The 17,706-nt window shown below is 32.2% G+C and carries 20 protein-coding genes; 11 read left to right on the top strand and 9 right to left on the bottom strand.

The window, feature by feature from the left end; all coding sequences use genetic code 11:
- The 10 genes from MKX82_RS29130 to MKX82_RS29085 all read left to right on the top strand — a co-directional run.
- On the top strand, window positions 1-450 hold a 450-nt coding region (locus MKX82_RS29130), incomplete at its 5' end, for a hypothetical protein (RefSeq protein WP_341082229.1).
- Between the two features lie 276 nt (window positions 451-726).
- The gene (locus MKX82_RS29125) at window positions 727-1,278 is read left to right on the top strand and encodes a hypothetical protein (RefSeq protein ID WP_341082226.1); all 552 of its coding nucleotides are present in this window, start codon (window positions 727-729) and stop codon (window positions 1,276-1,278) included.
- A gap of 216 nt (window positions 1,279-1,494) precedes the next feature.
- On the top strand, window positions 1,495-1,923 hold the full coding sequence (locus MKX82_RS29120) for an HIT family protein (protein WP_341082221.1): 429 nt from the start codon (window positions 1,495-1,497) through the stop codon (window positions 1,921-1,923).
- A 197-nt stretch (window positions 1,924-2,120) separates the two neighbouring features.
- Entirely contained in the window at window positions 2,121-2,606 is a 486-nt protein-coding gene (locus MKX82_RS29115) for a GNAT family N-acetyltransferase (RefSeq protein WP_341082218.1), read from the top strand.
- Window positions 2,607-2,982: 376 nt separating this feature from the next.
- Window positions 2,983-4,245 carry a M1 family metallopeptidase gene (locus MKX82_RS29110; protein ID WP_341082216.1) on the top strand — a complete coding sequence of 421 codons (1,263 nt, stop codon included), beginning with the start codon at window positions 2,983-2,985 and terminating at the stop codon, window positions 4,243-4,245.
- 293 nt (window positions 4,246-4,538) lie between these two features.
- Entirely contained in the window at window positions 4,539-4,976 is a 438-nt protein-coding gene (locus tag MKX82_RS29105; protein ID WP_341082215.1) for an SMI1/KNR4 family protein, read from the top strand.
- Window positions 4,977-5,068: 92 nt separating this feature from the next.
- Complete coding sequence (locus MKX82_RS29100; protein WP_341082213.1) at window positions 5,069-5,932, top strand: tyrosine-type recombinase/integrase; 864 nt, start codon at window positions 5,069-5,071, stop codon at window positions 5,930-5,932.
- Window positions 5,933-6,083: 151 nt separating this feature from the next.
- On the top strand, window positions 6,084-6,665 hold the full coding sequence (locus tag MKX82_RS29095) for a hypothetical protein (RefSeq protein ID WP_341082211.1): 582 nt from the start codon (window positions 6,084-6,086) through the stop codon (window positions 6,663-6,665).
- Window positions 6,662-7,315, top strand: a complete 654-nt coding sequence (locus MKX82_RS29090) for a hypothetical protein (protein ID WP_341082209.1) — start codon at window positions 6,662-6,664, stop codon at window positions 7,313-7,315. Before MKX82_RS29095 ends, MKX82_RS29090 begins: the two co-directional genes overlap by 4 nt.
- A gap of 19 nt (window positions 7,316-7,334) precedes the next feature.
- The gene (locus MKX82_RS29085; protein ID WP_341082206.1) at window positions 7,335-8,198 is read left to right on the top strand and encodes a hypothetical protein; all 864 of its coding nucleotides are present in this window, start codon (window positions 7,335-7,337) and stop codon (window positions 8,196-8,198) included.
- A gap of 209 nt (window positions 8,199-8,407) precedes the next feature.
- Here the strand turns inward: MKX82_RS29085 and MKX82_RS29080 are convergent, their stop codons facing one another.
- Window positions 8,408-9,031, bottom strand: coding sequence for an HNH endonuclease (locus MKX82_RS29080; protein WP_341082205.1), 624 nt, complete (start codon window positions 9,029-9,031; stop codon window positions 8,408-8,410).
- Window positions 9,032-9,143: 112 nt separating this feature from the next.
- Here MKX82_RS29080 and MKX82_RS29075 point away from each other — a divergent pair, with 112 nt between their 5' ends.
- Window positions 9,144-9,944 (top strand): SMI1/KNR4 family protein, encoded by an 801-nt coding sequence (locus MKX82_RS29075; protein ID WP_341082203.1) that lies wholly within the window; start codon window positions 9,144-9,146, stop codon window positions 9,942-9,944.
- A 79-nt stretch (window positions 9,945-10,023) separates the two neighbouring features.
- On the opposite strand, the gene MKX82_RS29070 is transcribed toward MKX82_RS29075, so the two are convergent.
- The 8 genes from MKX82_RS29070 to ltrA all read right to left on the bottom strand — a co-directional run bounded on the left by MKX82_RS29070 (window position 10,024) and on the right by ltrA (window position 17,366).
- Window positions 10,024-10,875 (bottom strand): ThiF family adenylyltransferase, encoded by an 852-nt coding sequence (locus MKX82_RS29070; protein WP_341082201.1) that lies wholly within the window; start codon window positions 10,873-10,875, stop codon window positions 10,024-10,026.
- A 37-nt stretch (window positions 10,876-10,912) separates the two neighbouring features.
- The gene (locus MKX82_RS29065; RefSeq protein ID WP_341082200.1) at window positions 10,913-11,866 is read right to left on the bottom strand and encodes a hypothetical protein; all 954 of its coding nucleotides are present in this window, start codon (window positions 11,864-11,866) and stop codon (window positions 10,913-10,915) included.
- Window positions 11,867-11,891: 25 nt separating this feature from the next.
- Window positions 11,892-12,599: a hypothetical protein gene (locus tag MKX82_RS29060; RefSeq protein WP_341082198.1), complete on the bottom strand. Its 708-nt coding sequence runs from the start codon at window positions 12,597-12,599 to the stop codon at window positions 11,892-11,894.
- 18 nt (window positions 12,600-12,617) lie between these two features.
- Window positions 12,618-13,124: a hypothetical protein gene (locus MKX82_RS29055; protein ID WP_341082196.1), complete on the bottom strand. Its 507-nt coding sequence runs from the start codon at window positions 13,122-13,124 to the stop codon at window positions 12,618-12,620.
- A gap of 17 nt (window positions 13,125-13,141) precedes the next feature.
- Window positions 13,142-13,480 (bottom strand): hypothetical protein, encoded by a 339-nt coding sequence (locus MKX82_RS29050; protein WP_341082194.1) that lies wholly within the window; start codon window positions 13,478-13,480, stop codon window positions 13,142-13,144.
- A gap of 42 nt (window positions 13,481-13,522) precedes the next feature.
- On the bottom strand, window positions 13,523-14,656 hold the full coding sequence (gene dnaN / locus MKX82_RS29045) for a DNA polymerase III subunit beta (protein WP_341082193.1): 1,134 nt from the start codon (window positions 14,654-14,656) through the stop codon (window positions 13,523-13,525).
- A gap of 88 nt (window positions 14,657-14,744) precedes the next feature.
- Entirely contained in the window at window positions 14,745-15,338 is a 594-nt protein-coding gene (locus MKX82_RS29040; RefSeq protein ID WP_341082191.1) for a hypothetical protein, read from the bottom strand.
- A 132-nt stretch (window positions 15,339-15,470) separates the two neighbouring features.
- Window positions 15,471-17,366: a group II intron reverse transcriptase/maturase gene (ltrA, locus tag MKX82_RS29035; RefSeq protein WP_341082190.1), complete on the bottom strand. Its 1,896-nt coding sequence runs from the start codon at window positions 17,364-17,366 to the stop codon at window positions 15,471-15,473.
- Window positions 17,367-17,706 lie beyond the last annotated feature (340 nt).

Below are 17,706 nucleotides of genomic sequence, written 5' to 3'. Positions count from 1 at the left end.
GGTATAGTAAAAATGAATAAATTAAAGCGTTTAGAGTTACATTATTGTACTAAATTACAAAATGATTCTGGTCTGTCTGGATTAGTCGATACGCTAGAACATTTACATATTAATCAATCAAAGAAATTTGCACCAAGCGAAGAATTATTATCTCTGAAGAATCTTCGTGTTTTATGTCTTACTTCTTGTGGTAATCTTGAGAATCTGAATTTTTTACATCAATTTCCTAACCTAATTGACTTTAGATTTGTTAATACTAATGTCTTAGATGGTGACTTAACACCAATTTTAGACCATCCAACTATTCGAAGTGTGGGCTTTCTGAATAAGAGACATTACAATATTAAAGATGTTAAGATGGATGCTTTATTAAAGGATAAAAATGGTGGAGAGGAATTTCAAACAGTTATTAAGTATGGAAAAAATGAGACTTTTAGATATATTTATTAATTAAAGTTGTTATCGAACTACTAACGTGGCGTTAATCCAATAAGGATTAATGCCATTATTTCTTATATCTCATTTGGAACTATCGTGGCAGCATTAGCTCAAGAAGAAATTCTAATTGATGTTGCATCTTATTAGAAAAAAAGTGCGACATTGGGTAATAGTTTTGATGAATTTTTCGAACAGTTTAATTTGGTATTAATTTTCCATCCGAGAAGGTTTTCGTGTGTATAAGGAGAATATATTATTCCATGACGATTGATGTAGGAGGGGAAAGAAATGCACTATCTAGGTTCAAATAAAATAGTTAGAGCTACAATCTATACTTGTTTTTTGTTTCTTATTGGGGGATTAATAAGCTTACATATAGCTGATTCAAAAAAAGTTGAATATGGAAAATTTCGTGATCAATTTGTTGGCAAGTTAGATAATTATAAAGAGCTTTCTCAAAAAGAACTTATAGAGATTGAAACTTCTATTAAAGGAGTTAATAAAGAGTTTCATACTTTTGAAAATGTCGCCATATACCCAAAAAGAAATGAAAACACTGACATTTCATACTATGACTTAGATTTAAAAGATGCTGAGTATTTGTTTCCTAGCAATTCAATAGATTCTAGAGATAATAAGGAATTGTTCACTGTTAGTGAAGGTTACGAGGTAGGAAACTATTTTATTGTTCATCGTTATATCCCTGATTGGTATTATGCTTATCCAATAACTTTATTCACTTTCAGTGGGATATTATTTATTATTTGGCTTATGTCACAAATCAGATATGCATATGACATCAGACAGTTAAAGTACAGACTAATATTATTAAGCAGATAATTTTTTTGTATACAATAGTGATGCTATTTATAATAGTGTCATTTTTTTATTCATCCAAGGAGTTTCTTTTACGTATGTACTTGTGGAACTATAAGGGCAGTTTAGCTTAAGAAGGAAACTCTCCATCATTTATGGAATATTTCTATTAGCTCTTGATTAATTTTTAAAAAATATATCTATTTTAAATGGTGATTAACAAATAGTAGGTGATTTGAGATGGGTTGTTTAGGGTGTAGTTTGGCAAATAAGCAACTGCCAGTAAATGTTGTTTATGAGAATGAATATGTTTGTTGTATTTTAGACCATGATCCATATAATGAAGGACACGTTCTGATCTTACCAAAATTGCACTATGAAGATGTAGATGAACTTGATGAGACTACAGGAAACTATGTCATACAAGCATCAAGGATAATTTCAAAAGCTATTAAGAATCTGTATAAGCCAGATGGAATAACCATTTGCCAAAATGGGGGAATATTTAGCGAATTATCTCACTTTCATATGCATGTTGTACCAAGGTACAGGGATCAATCTTTTGCAGAGTTTTATTTGGATAGTTCATTTGAAAATGAAGATCTTAAAAATAAACTCTTGCTAACCCGTAATGATTTAGAAAAAGCTATTAATAAGATAATCTTATAGAGGATTATAAGAGAAATATTATAAAGAGTGAAAAACATTAATTTCAAGAAGGGGTTAATGCTTATTTTATAATCTGGCACTAAATTAGCAGCATTCCTGTAATAAATGTAGAGTACCTTCCTTATATATCAATCTGAGGGAGTTGAAATGGGAATTTATACTTTTTAGTCTAATACAGATTTTAAAGGGGGATTTAGATGAATATTACCATTCGTAAGATGCGCTACGAAGATACAAAACAAGTGCAAAGCATAGCTAAAACAACTTGGAATGCCACTTATGAGGGCATAATTCCCTTAGAAGTACAAAAAAACTTCCTAAAATTAAATTACAGTGATGAAAGTATGAAACTACGTATAGAACGTTCTATTGTTTATGTTGCTGAAGTTGAAGGGAAAGTTGTTGGTTTTGCAAACTATTCCATAGTAAGGGATGGTGGAAAGGTCGAATTGGCGGCTATTTATCTTTATCCAGAATTCCAAGGTAAAGGGATAGGTACTGCTTTGATACAACAAGCAGTCAAAGAATTAATAGGTATAAAAGAAATTTATATAAACGTCGAAAGAGATAATAAGATTGGCAAGAACTTTTATGGAGCTAAAGGGTTCGAAATTATTAAAGAATCTGATGTAGAGTTCGATGGACATACCTTAAAACAAGTACGAATGGTAAAAAAAGTTTAATTATAACGGGTGCTCTCCTTTAATAAAAGGAGGCCTTTTTCTAATGTAGCTATCGGAGCAGCATTCCTGTAAGAAATGAAAAAACTCTTAGGGGAGAAACAGGGCAGAATAGTGAAATATTTTTTGAATTAGATTATACAGGAATTTCCAACTCGAGAAGAGAATGCATATATTATGTAATTGAATTCGAGGGGGGAAGTAAGCTATTAAATACGTATATTTAAGTTTCTTTTCAGTATTAATTTTATTTTTTTGCTTACAGCTATTAAAAGTAAATAAGGTAGAGCTTAGCAACAATACTGAAGTAGTTGAAAAGTCATTTACTCCAAAAACAGTACCCGCAGGTAATCAGGCTTCATATGATTTAAACATTGTAATGAGTGAAAAGGAAGAATTTGAAGTAAAAGCAAAAGTAAATGTACAAAATAAATCTGAGGATATTTGGAATAATTTGGTTTTTTATTTTATTCCTAATATCTTTACCAAACAGACCTTAGATAGTTTAGGTCAATCTTCTGCTTATCCAGGAATAGTTAAAATTCATACAGTTGAAACAGATGGAGAAACAGTAGATTTTTCATTAGAACAAGATACATTGAAAATAGATTTAAATAATGAATTATCTCCAAATAGTGAAGTGAATGTCAGCTTTACATACAATCTTACTCTTCCAGACAAAGGCTTGAGATATACAAAGAATAATGGGAACTATTACTTGGCTCAGTTTTACCCTATGCTTGCTACCTATAGGAATAAGGCATGGAATAAAGAAGATTATAGGTTTAAAGGAGAGACGTATCATACTAATTTTAGTGACTTTAATGTTACCTACAAGTTGCCAATAGATTATACGCTAGTTTCTTCAAGTCCAAACGACCCCAAAGAAGTTAAAAAAGTTGGAACATTACAAGCAAATAATGTTAAAGACTTTTTTATAGCAATTTTGAAGGAACATTTTCTAATCGAAAAAGAAGTAGAAAACACGGATATTAGAGTTTTTGGATATGGTGATGATAAAGAACTCTCTCAGGAGATATCTGACATAGCTTCAGATGCGTTTGCATATTTTGGAAAAACAATTGGGCCTTATCCCCACAATCAATTAGATATCGTGTTGGATGGGAAGAGTATGGAATATCCTGGGGTTGTTACAGCATACACAATTGGTGATTTTGATAAGTTGAGCCCTACTTTATTAAAATCGACAGTCGTCCACGAAATAGCTCACCAGTGGTTTTATGGAGTAATTAGCAATGATCCATACCACGAAGCATGGCTGGATGAAGGATTTGCTGAGTTTGCTACGGGCCTATATTTTTATTCGAAATCTAATGAAGATGTACCTTATAGCGATTTATATGAAATGATAAAACGGCTAAAACCTTTACCAGTTAACTTATCTTTGGAGCAGTACGATCAGAGTAATCAAAGTTCATATATCTATGGGAAATCCAATGCAATGCTATGGAAACTGTTTGAAGAAAGGGGTGGAATCAAAGAGGCCGAAAAATTCTTAAAGACATACTATGATAATTATAAGTTTAAAGAGATAGATTCAGAAGAATTTATTCGATTTACTAAATATTACTTTAAACTAGAGGATAATTCAGTTTTTAAAGATTGGTTAGAAGTAAATTAAATTTCAATAACAGCTGCCAATGGCAGCATTTTTTGTTCCAACAGATATTGAGTATGTGAATTATTACACTTAAGCTAACAAGAAACACAAAAAGACCGAGGGGAATCCTGGATCCTGGGGCATTCTTATGTATTTAATCAACATAAAAGCCTAACAAATTCCTAAGCAAAGAATTGAACATTTGCTGAACTTGCAAAAGGAGGTAGTTTTCCTTATGCTTAAAGATAATTCCCCCAATAGTTTTACGGCTTTATCCAAAATAACTAGTATTAAAATATAGTTGGTGAAAATCCTTGAATGATATAATTAATGCCTTTTTTCTTAATTATCCAGAGGAGTATACTATAGGAAAAGGCATAAAAGAAGAAACTGTACTAAGTTTGGAAAACATGTTGAACGTAACATTACCCAAAAGTTATAAGCAATATTTAGTCAGATATGGATTTGTTGAAATGTTAGGTAGGTCGATTTTTGGATACGAACCACCAGATGAGACTACCGTTGTTGGATATACGGAGAGGCTTCTAAAAAATGGTTTACCTAAAGGATTTATTGTAATAGAGGATGTACATGAATTTATATATTGCCTAAATACTAATGAAATGAATGGCGATTCAGAATGTCCAGTGGTTTGCTATACTCCTTATGGCAAACCAGTGTACACTGATGAATATCCTTCTTTCGAAGAATATTTGGTAGATATCATCAAAGAAGGTTTAGATAATCTTTAAAAAAATGAGAATAAAAGGATGAGAGTATATAGCTCAATCCTTTTGTTGATATGGTTTTTAATAAAACGATGGACAAAAGGGGTGAGAGTTAAATGCCATATGGATTTATTAAACATTTGGAGAATAAAGGATATAGTCGGGAAACACTTATAAGTTATGAAAAAGTTATTGGACAATTCTTTTCTTATTTAACTATTCTTTATCCAGAAAATAAGGAGCCCTTTCAAATTAGTTCAAAAGATATTAAAGACTATATGGTAGCTCAAGAGGAAAAAGAAAAAAGTTCTTCGACAATTAATAAGGAACTGACAATAATTAAATCATTCTTTAATTACTTATGGGAAATAGATAAGGTACCTGTAGATCCTGCTGTGAAAATAAAGAGTTTAAAGATTAAAAAACGAGTTGAAGTCAAAACCTTCTACGAAGAACTTACTAATAAATTGGAACCAATACTATCTCATAAAGAGTATCCAATGGTTAGAAAAACAATTTTTTTACTAGCACTTAAGGGACTTAAATATTCAGACTTTTTATTTAAAAAAGAAGATGTTTTAATTAGTCATTTAGATGATCAAGTTGAAATTACATTGAAACATAAAACCATTCTTCTTACAGAAAACGAAGCGAGTATTTTTATTGAATTTTATAACCAAACATTATTTAATAGTTCGGACTTTGTATTTACATCAAAAATTTATACAAAAAGGGAAGATAGTAATAACCACGAGGAGTTTGGTCCAATTCAGTTAATGACCATTCTTAATCATTTAAAGGTTATTTCTTCTGATTTCAATTTTGGAGAAAATTTAAATCTGACTATCTTTAGAAAATCCTTAGCTCTTTATATGTATACAAAAGAAAGAGAATCTTTGCAAACAATTGCAAAAAGATTAGGTATTGAAGAAAATACTGCATCTTCTTATTTAAAATTCATCACAGAAAGTACTGTGTGAAAAAACATATTGATGGTAATTTACCTTGTAGTGTATACTTTAAATTAATAAAATACTTTAATGGGAAAAACCCAGAATAAGCAGCATGGTCTATTAAGATTAACAGACCAGGGCTTATTCTGGGTTTTTTTGTTGGGAGAAGATAAGTCAAATGGTTAGCAAAAGAAGGGGATTTCTTAAGAATTTAGTCCTCGCTGCTTTAATGAGTGAAGGTTATATAGACCCTTTTGCTTCAAAGGTGGAATTAAGAGTTCCATATGATATAAGGAGAACTCCTTATCTGTTGAGTTTAATAAGGGATTATAGTCTTGAAGAAGACATCACAATTTTGGCGAAGAAGAGGGTATTTATTATTCATCATTGCGAGGAGTTAGTTTCCATGACAAAGCAATGGTATAAAGATGAAAGAAAGATATTTAGTTTTGTTTTGGATTACAATCTTATAAACATGGAAGCCATAATATTGGCCAATATACTCTTTGGAACAAGAGAAGAGTTTTATATCTCAATCCCTACTACAATAGATAAAGCCTTTTTAAAATCTATTTCAATATGTATATCTAGACATATTGATGTTCCAGTCATTTTTAAATCAAATCAAATAAATATCTTGAATGTGCAAGATTACTTTAAAAACGTTGCCGGGAAGTTACCAGCATATCACATAGCTGAGTTAATAACTTTTCTTACAGAAAGTGAGAAAAAACGTATTAGAGAGGAGATATCGATATGAAAGTAACTCCGTTATTGATAAGCAGCATTATAGCTTCAGGTTTAATTCTTACTGGTTGTTCGAATAGTGATCCGCTAGTCAAAGAAGCGAAAAAAATTAAAGAAAGTCAGCAAAAAGAAGAGAACCGAGAAGAAAACAAGCAATCCGAAAAGGAACTACAAGAGTTTTACGAAGAACAGGCCAAACCTATGGAAGAAGTTATAGATGAGATGGATAAAGAAGAAGTAACTTTGCTTACGACCAATAAGGAAATAGAAGCAAAAGAACAATTTACAGATGTAGAGGAATTTGCACAATATACTGCAGACATTTTATATAAGTTTCAAACCCTACAGCTTGATTCTAAGACATATTATCAATTTATGACTACATACGGAACGGAGGAATTAAAAAAGAACTTACCACAAGAAGAAGATGCAGTAGCAATTTATAAATCTATCCAAGATGCATATCTAAAGGAGAACACCCATGGAGAATCTTATCAAGTTACACAGCCAGTATTAGACCGATTAGGTAGAAATGGATATTTTTATAGAGAAGTATTAAGTACTAAAGGCGAAGAGTATTTCATAACCACCATTGTAAAAGAGAACGGTTCTTGGAAGTACAGTAGTGATGATCTATCTCCACCTTTTGAAGTAAAAGAATAAAAAATAGAGGGATGAAAAAATGACAAATTTAACTACGGAAGAAATCTATAACTACACTGAAAATAGATTGAAAGCACATTATCAAAACGATAGTAGTATAAATGAAGAATTATCTAACTTACTTAGTTACTATAATTTAACGCTTGTTGAAAGAGTGAAGGACGAAGATAAAGAACGTTTAAAAGATGAATTGTTTCAAACAATAACTCAGCAAATTTTTAACGGATACTTTATTGTTGTAGAAATTTTAAATTTGGCTAAAGAAGAAATACCAGATGACAACCTTAAACAACCTGTTGGTATTCTTACACAGCAAATACCAGACTTGTTAAGGTCAGTAACTGGTGAAAATTACGAATCAACTATAACTCATGAACCATTCAGAAAGCTATCTAGTTGGCTTATTACAGAATATGAAGGTATTTACCCTCTTTTGATGGATTTGGCACTAAATACAGCTGTTGTGGGCTCCAAGTGGGCTTTTTTGGACGAGAGAGATAAAAGAGGTTTAGTTGAAGAAACTCAAATGGAAATGACTTTATTTGCTGATCCGATGAATGTGACCTATCTAAATCCTGAGACATATATAACTGCAGATATTATAAATGAGAATGCAGAGTTATGGACGATTACAAAAACAAGATGGAATGGATTTGATAAGTTAGGTGAAATCACCATTATCAAAACAGTTCTCAATGAAGTAAGGTTAAATATCTCTATAAAAGCTAATATAGCTGAAGCAGAAAGAAATATTATTATTGATCGAGTAATTCAAAAAGTAACAGATAGCAATTTAATCCAAGACACTAAACTAACGATAACAATAACATCTGTAAATGAGTACTTTGAGTTAATTGATAAAGTAAAAGATGATTTTGAATAAAAATAGTGAAAAGGAAGCTTTTAATTAGTAATACAAAAAGCAAAGAGAGCGCATCTCCCTTTGCTTTTGATTTCTATATATTTATTTTTTATTTCACCGTATTCACATTTTCTTATTCATAAATAAGTTCACTTGGCTACAAGTATGTTAAAACACTTAAGAAAGTTTTAACTATTTTAAATACTTAAGTTATTTAAGGGGTTCATTCTTTATTTTGTACCCCAGATAGCTCTTCCGCCAGTATGGCCTGTTCCCTCATGCAGATCCTTGTGAATTATCTGGAGAAAACCAGCCTCTTGATGGTGATGTAATCTGAAGGTACTTGGTAATTTTCCTGCATTAATTTGATCAATTTCACTTTTAGAAAATTGTTTCCTAAACATAACATCAGTAACTAGTTTATTCTTAACTGTACCTTTTATACTATTCCATTGAGTTGAATTTGCAGACTTCCAATATCTTAGTTCTAAATTAAATCTCGGACCACTAAATCTAGGGAAACCATTTTTATCAAAAGGTACACCAGTTACTGGATGTCTCTTTCCTGCCAAATGTTCATTTTTAATTACTTTCCAAGCTTTAGAGTTTTTTAGTGTTACCTGAACATTTTTTTTCCCTTTAATCACTTTTACTACAACTTCTACTGCAGGTTTAATCCATCCATACCTGGTCATTTCATATGTATTATCCTCTGGTGGATCAATGCTTACCTCATTTTGAGCTTTTACATCTGAAGTACTGGTTTCTTGAGCAAAAACTTTACCTATACCAGCTGGTGTAAGCAAACTAAAAAATAGTGCAATTGCCATAAATACTGTAATTATCTTTTTCATTTGTAAATATATTCTCCTTTTTAATTGATTGTAGTATTATAAAAATACTAGAATTACAATTTAATATAAAAAATGTAAAAAAACAACATTTTTTTGGGAGGTTATGGTAATAATGGATATTTGGGACGTGGAATCAAGACAATACAGATTGGAAGATTTGTTAGATGATGATATACAATTGGCAGAAGATTATTTCGGAGTTAAATTACCTGATGATTACATAAAACTATTAAAAAAACAAAACGGTGGAACACTTATTTATAATGCACTGCCAATAGCTTTTAATAGGTGGGATGGAGATGACTTCTTAGAAATAGATAATCTTCGTGGAATAAAAAAGGACAAAGGGATAATGCAAACAGATTATTTTAAACAGGAGTGGGGAATTAGTAAAAGTAATATTATTTTAATCAGCGGGGATGGTCATACTTGGATTGCCCTCGACTATAATCATGGCGATAATCCAAAGGTTATATATATAGAGTCAGATGAGGATAAAATCACTCCGATATATAATTCATTTAAAGAAATGCTAGACCACTTATACATACATGAGCATGAGGAAGAGGAAGACTTAATAACAACTCCACCTCCTACAGTTGAGGATGCTAGAAAGTTAATTAATAGTAAGGATATGGATGATATTATAAATGGAATTGAAACATTCAATTCATTAATAGATGATAAAAGTATTCATGAGGAGTATTTTGGTTATTTATTAAATTTTATAAAAAGTGGAAATGAAAATTTAAAGGATCGTGCAGCAGAAGCGGTATGGAGAGTAGTAACTGCACAATTCGTATTAGATAAATCTTTAATACAGAAAGTTATTGATGAACTTAAAAATGATAATGATCCGAGCATTCAAATGATTCTTGAAGAAATAGAAGAAACTGTAAAAAATATAAATTAAAGGAATTATTATTATCACAAAAATTTTAAAGCATTAAGTAGTAAAATACCTAATGCTTTAAAATTTTCATCTAAAATAATTAGTGAATTAGTTCACTTTTCATAAAGGCTTTCTTAGCATGATAAAACACCTTATGAGTGGATAAGCTACCAGTTTCAAATATTTCATTAAGAATTGTAATGACCGACATAGCTGAATAACGGTTCACTATTAATCGTTGTGGTAAGCTTGTAGCAAGTTCCTGACAGCTTAGCTTAGAAGGAGGAGCAATTTCATCATTATCCTCTAATATATCAGGGAATATAGATGCTATTGGCTCTGTAATAACTTGTCCTCTCAATTTCAAGCCACAAACTAGTTGTCCAGTAAAACCCGAATTATGATATCTATCTAATTCCTCTTCAGACCATTGTTCCTTCGGCCTCGTTTGATAATCTTCAGGTAGATCAATTGTTTCATTGCCTACATCAAGGTATAGTAAATCATCCGCTTGTTCAAAAAATTGATGGAATACCTTTCTGCTGTAATTATTGTCTACACAAGAGATTAAGACTGGCACATACTTAGTATTATAGCCATTACAACGTTCATAAGTAGTTTCATATAACTTTTCTATTGTCTTAACATCCTCTACATATCCAGAGGTATATGTAGCAATATCCATTTGATAAGCTGCCCGGTATCTTTGTGCTAAAACATCTGCTTTGTTTTTATTAATATCTTTTGGTAAGCATAGTTGGTTGCGAAGATTTTTTTCTTCAAAGAGGTCTGGTTCAGCTATTACTATTTTCCCCAAAATGCCAAACATGCTGAACATCTGAGCAAGTTGTTGAATAACTAACCCTCCTGTACCACCCGCTCCAATAATAACGATATGATAATAAATATTTATCTGCTCTTTACCCTTAAATTCAATAGTAATTTGTTTCATTTATATTCTCCTCTTAGTTTATATTTTTTTAAATTAATTACTCCACCTCTATGAAAGAGGTATCATAATTACCTACAAGTCTATAATCAGGTATCCTAAATACCTTTGCAGGGTCAATATTAATAAATGATTGTTTCTCCAAATTAAAGGTCCTTACGATCACTTCAGGAAACAGGTTATTTATTTTACCGACTATTGCGTAAAGGATAGGGGATTGTTGATTTTCATCATCTATTTGTGAAGGTGTAGCACTGAAAACATGATGAGAGTGTATTTCCATCACTTTCATATAGCGACGGTCAATAAACTTCATTACTGTTTCATGTGCCTCTTCTGTAATTGTCACTAATACTCGATTTACTCTTTGTTTAGGAAAATCCATAAAAAAATCGCTGGTATCATAATCGTAATAAATATTGGCATAAACCTCCGTCCCATATAGGTTTGAATAGTTTAGGGCTATTCTAATGAAGTCGGATAGGAGATTATAGGGTATTTTCCTAAAAGAAGAGACCTCATTTAAAGAGGTCTCTTGACTACAATCTGTATTGCCATTTTTCTTTGCTTGCATGATGGGAATAACTACATCTTGCTTTTCTACATATACCATTGTTGTATATTTTGGTACCAAGATTGGAAAATCGACTTCTAATTTTTTGCGCAGGTCTTCTTCCGTAATTGGTTTGTACGTAACTTCCTCGTCACCTTTTTTCTTCTTTGCTATGCCTGATTCAATCTCCTCAAAAGAGAAATACTGTGTTATTGGTATTTCACTATTAGCATATCGAATCACGGTATTAGCAGTTAATTTAAAGGTATCTTTCTTTTCTGGCTTTTTAACACTTGTAGCAGCCTCTGTTTTAGTCTCTTTTACTCTTGCCTGAAAAGCCTTCATTTTTTCTCCTGCTTTATCTAATTCCACTTTCTCCGGCTTTACATCTTCAATTTCGAACATTGAAAAGATATCCTCTTGTTTAAATTGGTTAGTCATAAGTAATTCCTCCAGTAATTTTTTATTAAATAGTCTCTAAAGTTTCCTCTTTATTAGGTAACAACCAATCATCGTTGAAATCTTGGTTGCTGAGTTTATTAAATAGGTCTCTTACATTAAGCCCTAATGTTGTTTTAGCCCCATAATCTTCTCCAAAAGAAGCCTGTAAGAATAATAAGTGAAAGGTTGATAGTTTATAAATGTCACTTATTTCGGGGAATGAATTCATTCCCATACAAACATGCCCACTAGTAGAAACATGAGAAAAGGGGAAGTAGTAAATTTTTGAATCATTCTTTAACATTTCATGATCTTTAACAGCATAAACATTGGAAAGTGTCACTCGCTGTCTATTTATTTCGTATTTAAATATTAGTCTTGGAAATCCCACTTGGTTGATTTTAGTTTCTTGATATACCATGTCAAAACGTTGTTTAGGTACTTCAATATAAACTAGCTGATGGTTTTTGGTTTTACTTATCCATTTATGTTTTACGCAATTTTTAGGTAGGATAGGTGTTTCTGATTCAATTCGAGATGAAGCAGCTTCATTAAAACAAGCTAAAACATCCTGGAGTGACATACTATATGCGCCTTCTACCATGCGATTATTTATGTTTATCATTTCTTGTAAAGTAGCAACTTCCCCAGAAAAACTAGTACTTAATTGAACGACCTCAACAGGTCCATCAAATGAATTTATTTCATCAGATATACGTATAATGAAATCCATCTCTATTCCTCTATCTTTCTATATTTGTTCTAATTCCTTATGAACCGTTGTGATAATCTCTGTTATTTCATGCAAAAATCCTTCCCAATGAAATCCGACTATTAGTCCGTATTCCTCGTCGAATACAATTTCCGCTTCAGAATGTTCCAATTTTTTCATTAGGAAATCTGTTCTGCTTTTCAACCTATAAACAGCCTCGCTTTTCATTACTCTATTTATCCGATTATCAGACAGACAAATATAAAATTCCGCATGAGAGCCTAATATTTGTTGTAATTTGGAACAATGAGCAATATCCTCTTTATCATCAGAGTAGCAAGAATAATGCGCTACATTAGAAAAGAGTTGACTTGAACCTTGTACCAAAATGTCTACACAGGGGTCATACGTATAACCTGCATGAAAAAAGTAATGAGATAACCTCCGAACATCTACACCAGCATCATGAAAAATCTTTACCATTAGAAAATTGGTTAGAGAAGAATCATAATCCGCTTTTGTTTGTCCATCCATAATAATATCCACTTATCTAACACCTCTTTTTATATGAAATCATCTTCATATTCATAATTTTTATTAGCGTGAAATAGTTGGGCAACAACAGACTCATTATCTGTAAATAAGACCCACATATTACTTTCAAGCCTTCTATATTCTATTTCTTCAATATCTTCATCACTGTGTGGTATATAATACCATTCGTCAAATGCCCTCTTAGCATCTTCTAAAGTAAAGGAGCTAAAATCAATCTGCTTTATTGGATATTGGTTCCAAAAGTAGTTGATAGCTCTTGAGACACCAGCATCTGACTTCTTTAACTCATCTGCTTTTTTTTGACTTTTCTTAAATGCGTTTGTTAATTGAGCAAAGTCTAATTTCATATATCCTCCTAAAGGAAAAGAAGAGGGGGGTTACCTCTCTTCTCACTGTGATCTCACTGGTAATATGAGCTGCACTTCATCATGTTGTGACTCGCATGGTTCTAAAATTAGCGGGCGCATATTACCTTGATATTTAAAATTAATGTAGTCATCATCCATCGCTTTCAAAGCTTGTACCATGTACTTAGCAGAGAGAGCAATATTTATCTCATTGTCACCTTCTAAAGACTCATATTCCATTTCTACTTTTCCACTTCCAGTTTGAGCTTGAAATGTAGAAAGAATAACAGAATCCTTAATATCTATTTTCACTATTCCTTGGCTATTAGAGTCGGCTTGATCCGAAACTCCTTTAACTAATTCAAAGCTATCAAGGAATTCTTTCCTGTCTAATTTCACTTCTGCTGTAAATTCAGAAGGGATTAAACGAGAGGTATCCGGATAAGTTCCTTCTAATAAGCGACAATAGAATAATAAATCACCATTTTTGAAAACAACTTGTCTATCGTTAAGACAATAGATAAATACGTCCATTTTCAAATCGAAGGCTTTTTTATTTTCCTCTATTACTTTTGCTGGAATGATTAAACGTAAATTCGCTGCATTTTTTCCTACCAATTTAATCTGTCCTAATCGATGGGAGTCTGTAGCAACTAAGTTAATACAATCTTCCTTTACATCAAGACAAATACCTTGTAAAACAGGTCTTGTTTCTGAAGTGCTCGCTGCATAACCAGTCTTAGATAAAAAGGACAAAAACTCATTTCCTTTCAATTGTAGAGTTGGTTTTTCCTCTTCCAAAATTGGTAGCTTTGGATACTCATCAGCATTAAACGTAATCAGTTTAAATTCATTTTTTCTCTTTTTACCATGCGTTATAATGAGATTGTGGCCTTCTAAAGAAAAAAGTAATTCTGTTTTTACTTTTTTAATCATTTCCTTAATGGAAGGAGGGACAACGGTTTTTCCTGTCTCTTCTACAATAATTTGATCATTATCAACAGGTATCTCATACCGTAGAGTCACATCATTATCAGAGCCAATGACCGTTAATTTTTCTTTTGTGATTTCGAAATAGAACCCATGTAATATAGGATTAGAACTAGTTTTTTTAACTGGTTTCTCCACTTTTGAAAATGCCTCTACTAATAACTCTTTTGCAATTGTAAATTTCATTTTTAAAATCCTCCGTTATTATCGTTTTCATATAAAAAGCACATCAGAGAAGTATCCCTATGTGCTCATTTAGTCTCCAATTGTTTTATTAAGCTGTCTGTACCAGGTTATTGCTTATATTACCTCTTACCATTTCTAACACGTCTCTGACTATATCTTTGTCTACATGAGTAAAACAAGAAGTGAGATCCGTAACATTAACTTTTGGTAAAAGAATTTGAACTTGTTCTAGAACATGTTCTAAGCTAACTTTGTACATATCTGATATATTCAATAGGTCGTGTACCGGCTTAATTACAAAATAGAAACGTTTAAGTTCCTCTTCGTTCGCAAGCCTTACAAGGTCATTGTAGTTCTGACATTTTGTATTAGGGCTAACTTGTTGAAATAAATTAAACCACCACTTTTCAGGAAGTCCTGTTCTAGTAAGATGACTGTTTATTTTTTTACAAGTTTCCTCACGATTGAATTCCCCGTTGTTACTTTTTTTATTAGTAGCAGTTGTAAAGGCATCTGTTTTTTGTTTATTAAAGTTATTGTTAATAGGCGGATTATTATTGTTATTACCCGTAGGTAAAGCCCATGCAGGTAATTGCGGTGGATTCCAATAGCCTTTTACGTTATTTTTTTTATCATTAATATAAGTTGCTCCGGGAGCATTAGAACATTCAACAATCTTCACAAACTGGGCTTCTAATTTATAATACCGATAGGTAAATCAATTCTTCAGCGTTACCTGCTAAGACTGATTTTTCCCCCGGTTCACACCGTACGTGAGACTTTCACCTCATACGGCGTTCCATCTAATATCCAGCTAAGCGCGTATTTTCTCTCTGAATCGTTCCAGTTTCTTTAATTCTTTATTATTCAAAATGTTACTCATATCAACCATATTGTGTATAGCAATGTGTATTTTCTTATCAACACAAGCCAAGTTTGGCAATTTGTTGACTACTTCTAGCGGTAGATTAGGGTTAATGTGATGAATATGCAGGTTATGTTTCCCAAGTGGGATTCCTGTAACACGACATTTACCTTTATCCCTGTTGAATGCATAAGCTCGATTCATAAAATATTCAAAATTGTATCTTGGCGAGGTAACTAGATTTTTTCTGATTTTGTCTAGGAAGTTTAAACTTGTTATCTCATCATGTCTGATACTGAAGTCCTTTGTTCCTTTTCTTTTTTCGATTAATAATCGACCAGAAGGGGAGTAAGGCGTTTCATTTTGAACCTTTTGCTTAAATAAGTTTTCATTCATTTTTGCTAGATTTAACGGCATTACCCCAACGAAACCAACTTCGGTTGCAATAGCTAAAGTTTTCTGTCTTCGTTCAGGATATTTGTCAGCAAGGTTGATACATTCGTTAATTGGTTTTTCGACTCCTCCACGTTTAGTTAGGATATTATAGGTTTTGATTTTTAGTTTAAAACCTTCTTTATCCATGATGGAGAGGTCGGTAGCATATGAATAATAATTTATTAATCCTCTAACCTTAGAGTTATAAGTTAATAAAAGCTGTGCATTACTCAACTTGTTGTGGTTTAGTTTCTTACCAAGAGAGGTAAGTACGGCTCTGAGTTCTTTTGTTTTGCTCACAATCTTCTTTTTTGAAGGGGCTACGTGACTAATATATCTTGTCTTTTTAGCCTTCTTCTTCTTACCTTTCACACCTTTTAGAGCAACCTTGTATTCAAAACCAAGGAACTCTATAGGCCTTTTTCTAATGTTGGTGATTTTAGTCTTTTCTTCAGATAGCTCAAGTTTAAGTTCTTTCCAAAGAAAATTTCTAAAAACGTTTTTCCACTTATAAGCATTTGTTTTGTTGTTAGTGACTAAAACCCAATCATCAGCGTATCTGATTAGATAACCTGGTTTAAGGTTTGAAGATTTGAGTGCTCGTATTTTGTGGTCGTGTCTGGAATATTGGTTTCTCGGTGTAAAATCTTCAAATTGTTTGGTAACCCATTTGTCAAAGTAATGTAAATATACATTTGCTAAAAGGGGACTTAAAATACCACCCTGTGGAGTGCCTATTTCATTTTTCGAGATGTATTTGAAGATATCAGCTTTGAGAAATTCCGTTATTATGCATAATATTCGTCTATCTCTGATACCCATATTCCATAGCTTCTTAATTAGAATTCTGTGGTTTACTTTATCAAAAAATTGACGAATATCACCTTCCACAATCCAATGATACCCAGTTTGATGGACAAGGACTTTAACTCTCTCCAACGCATGATAAGTAGTTCTAGCAGGTCGAAATCCGAAACTATATTTAAAGAATTGTGCTTCAAGTATAGGTTCCAATACCTGTTTAATCATCTGTTGGATAATTCTATCCTCAATTGTTGGGATACCAAGAGGTCGTTGTCCACCGTTTGCCTTTGGTATAAACACACGCTTGATTTTTTGTGCCTTGAAATTTTGGATTCTATCCTGAAGCAACTCAACGAGTTCTTCCTCCGATAGTAGAAGGTAATCTCGAATTGTAACTCCATCTATACCTGGTGTCAGAGATCCTTTATTGCTCTTTAGAGAGTGAATCGCAGTAATAATGTTAGGCTTTGACAACACAATTTCAAGAAGCGATGTGTGTTTAATTCTAAACTGATTGTCCATTTGTTGTTTTGTTTTTGAGTACAGCTCATCTAATGTACCTCTAAGTTTTCTTTCTGATTCAAGATTGTATTCTAGTTCTCGCACCAAATCGCATCACCTCTAATGAGAATTTGCTCTAAGGTTTAGTCGGTTACTGTTACACATTCCTAGAATATTTTAGCTTTTGTTAGATTATTAGACTTGGGCCCTTTCCTCTAGTCACATTACATGACCTTCATCGGTACTATGACCCTGCTGCCATTGGTGTAAAGGAATTTCAGTATAAATACCTTATATCCACGAATCGATAATTAACCATCGTACTGCATTCTCACCAACTTCAACTGTTCCGCATGTTCTAGCCTTGGCATATAGCCTTAGGACTCACCTTTATGCCGTCAGTTACTAATAAGATAATCGTAATTTGGCTTATTAGTTGAATAGG

Origin of the sequence: Niallia sp. FSL R7-0271, from assembly GCF_038005785.1 — a bacterium.
In the GTDB taxonomy this organism is placed as follows: domain Bacteria; phylum Bacillota; class Bacilli; order Bacillales; family Cytobacillaceae; genus Niallia.
The sequence above is the reverse complement of the archived record's forward strand: the minus strand, read 5'-3'. Positions and strand labels throughout refer to the sequence as shown.

Excerpts from the sequence above, each read along its gene's own strand:
- MKX82_RS29095 (WP_341082211.1), top strand. The coding sequence starts at position 6,084 with ATGGTTAGCAAAAGAAGGGGATTTCTTAAGAATTTAGTCCTCGCTGCT.
- MKX82_RS29090 (WP_341082209.1), top strand. The coding sequence starts at position 6,662 with ATGAAAGTAACTCCGTTATTGATAAGCAGCATTATAGCTTCAGGTTTA.
- MKX82_RS29075 (WP_341082203.1), top strand. The coding sequence starts at position 9,144 with ATGGATATTTGGGACGTGGAATCAAGACAATACAGATTGGAAGATTTG.
- MKX82_RS29110 (WP_341082216.1), top strand. The coding sequence starts at position 2,983 with ATGAGTGAAAAGGAAGAATTTGAAGTAAAAGCAAAAGTAAATGTACAA.
- MKX82_RS29115 (WP_341082218.1), top strand. The coding sequence starts at position 2,121 with ATGAATATTACCATTCGTAAGATGCGCTACGAAGATACAAAACAAGTG.
- MKX82_RS29125 (WP_341082226.1), top strand. The coding sequence starts at position 727 with ATGCACTATCTAGGTTCAAATAAAATAGTTAGAGCTACAATCTATACT.
- MKX82_RS29080 (WP_341082205.1), bottom strand. The coding sequence starts at position 9,031 with ATGAAAAAGATAATTACAGTATTTATGGCAATTGCACTATTTTTTAGT.
- MKX82_RS29120 (WP_341082221.1), top strand. The coding sequence starts at position 1,495 with ATGGGTTGTTTAGGGTGTAGTTTGGCAAATAAGCAACTGCCAGTAAAT.
- MKX82_RS29085 (WP_341082206.1), top strand. The coding sequence starts at position 7,335 with ATGACAAATTTAACTACGGAAGAAATCTATAACTACACTGAAAATAGA.
- MKX82_RS29070 (WP_341082201.1), bottom strand. The coding sequence starts at position 10,875 with ATGAAACAAATTACTATTGAATTTAAGGGTAAAGAGCAGATAAATATT.
- MKX82_RS29100 (WP_341082213.1), top strand. The coding sequence starts at position 5,069 with ATGCCATATGGATTTATTAAACATTTGGAGAATAAAGGATATAGTCGG.
- MKX82_RS29050 (WP_341082194.1), bottom strand. The coding sequence starts at position 13,480 with ATGAAATTAGACTTTGCTCAATTAACAAACGCATTTAAGAAAAGTCAA.
- MKX82_RS29060 (WP_341082198.1), bottom strand. The coding sequence starts at position 12,599 with ATGGATTTCATTATACGTATATCTGATGAAATAAATTCATTTGATGGA.
- MKX82_RS29065 (WP_341082200.1), bottom strand. The coding sequence starts at position 11,866 with ATGACTAACCAATTTAAACAAGAGGATATCTTTTCAATGTTCGAAATT.
- dnaN (WP_341082193.1), bottom strand. The coding sequence starts at position 14,656 with ATGAAATTTACAATTGCAAAAGAGTTATTAGTAGAGGCATTTTCAAAA.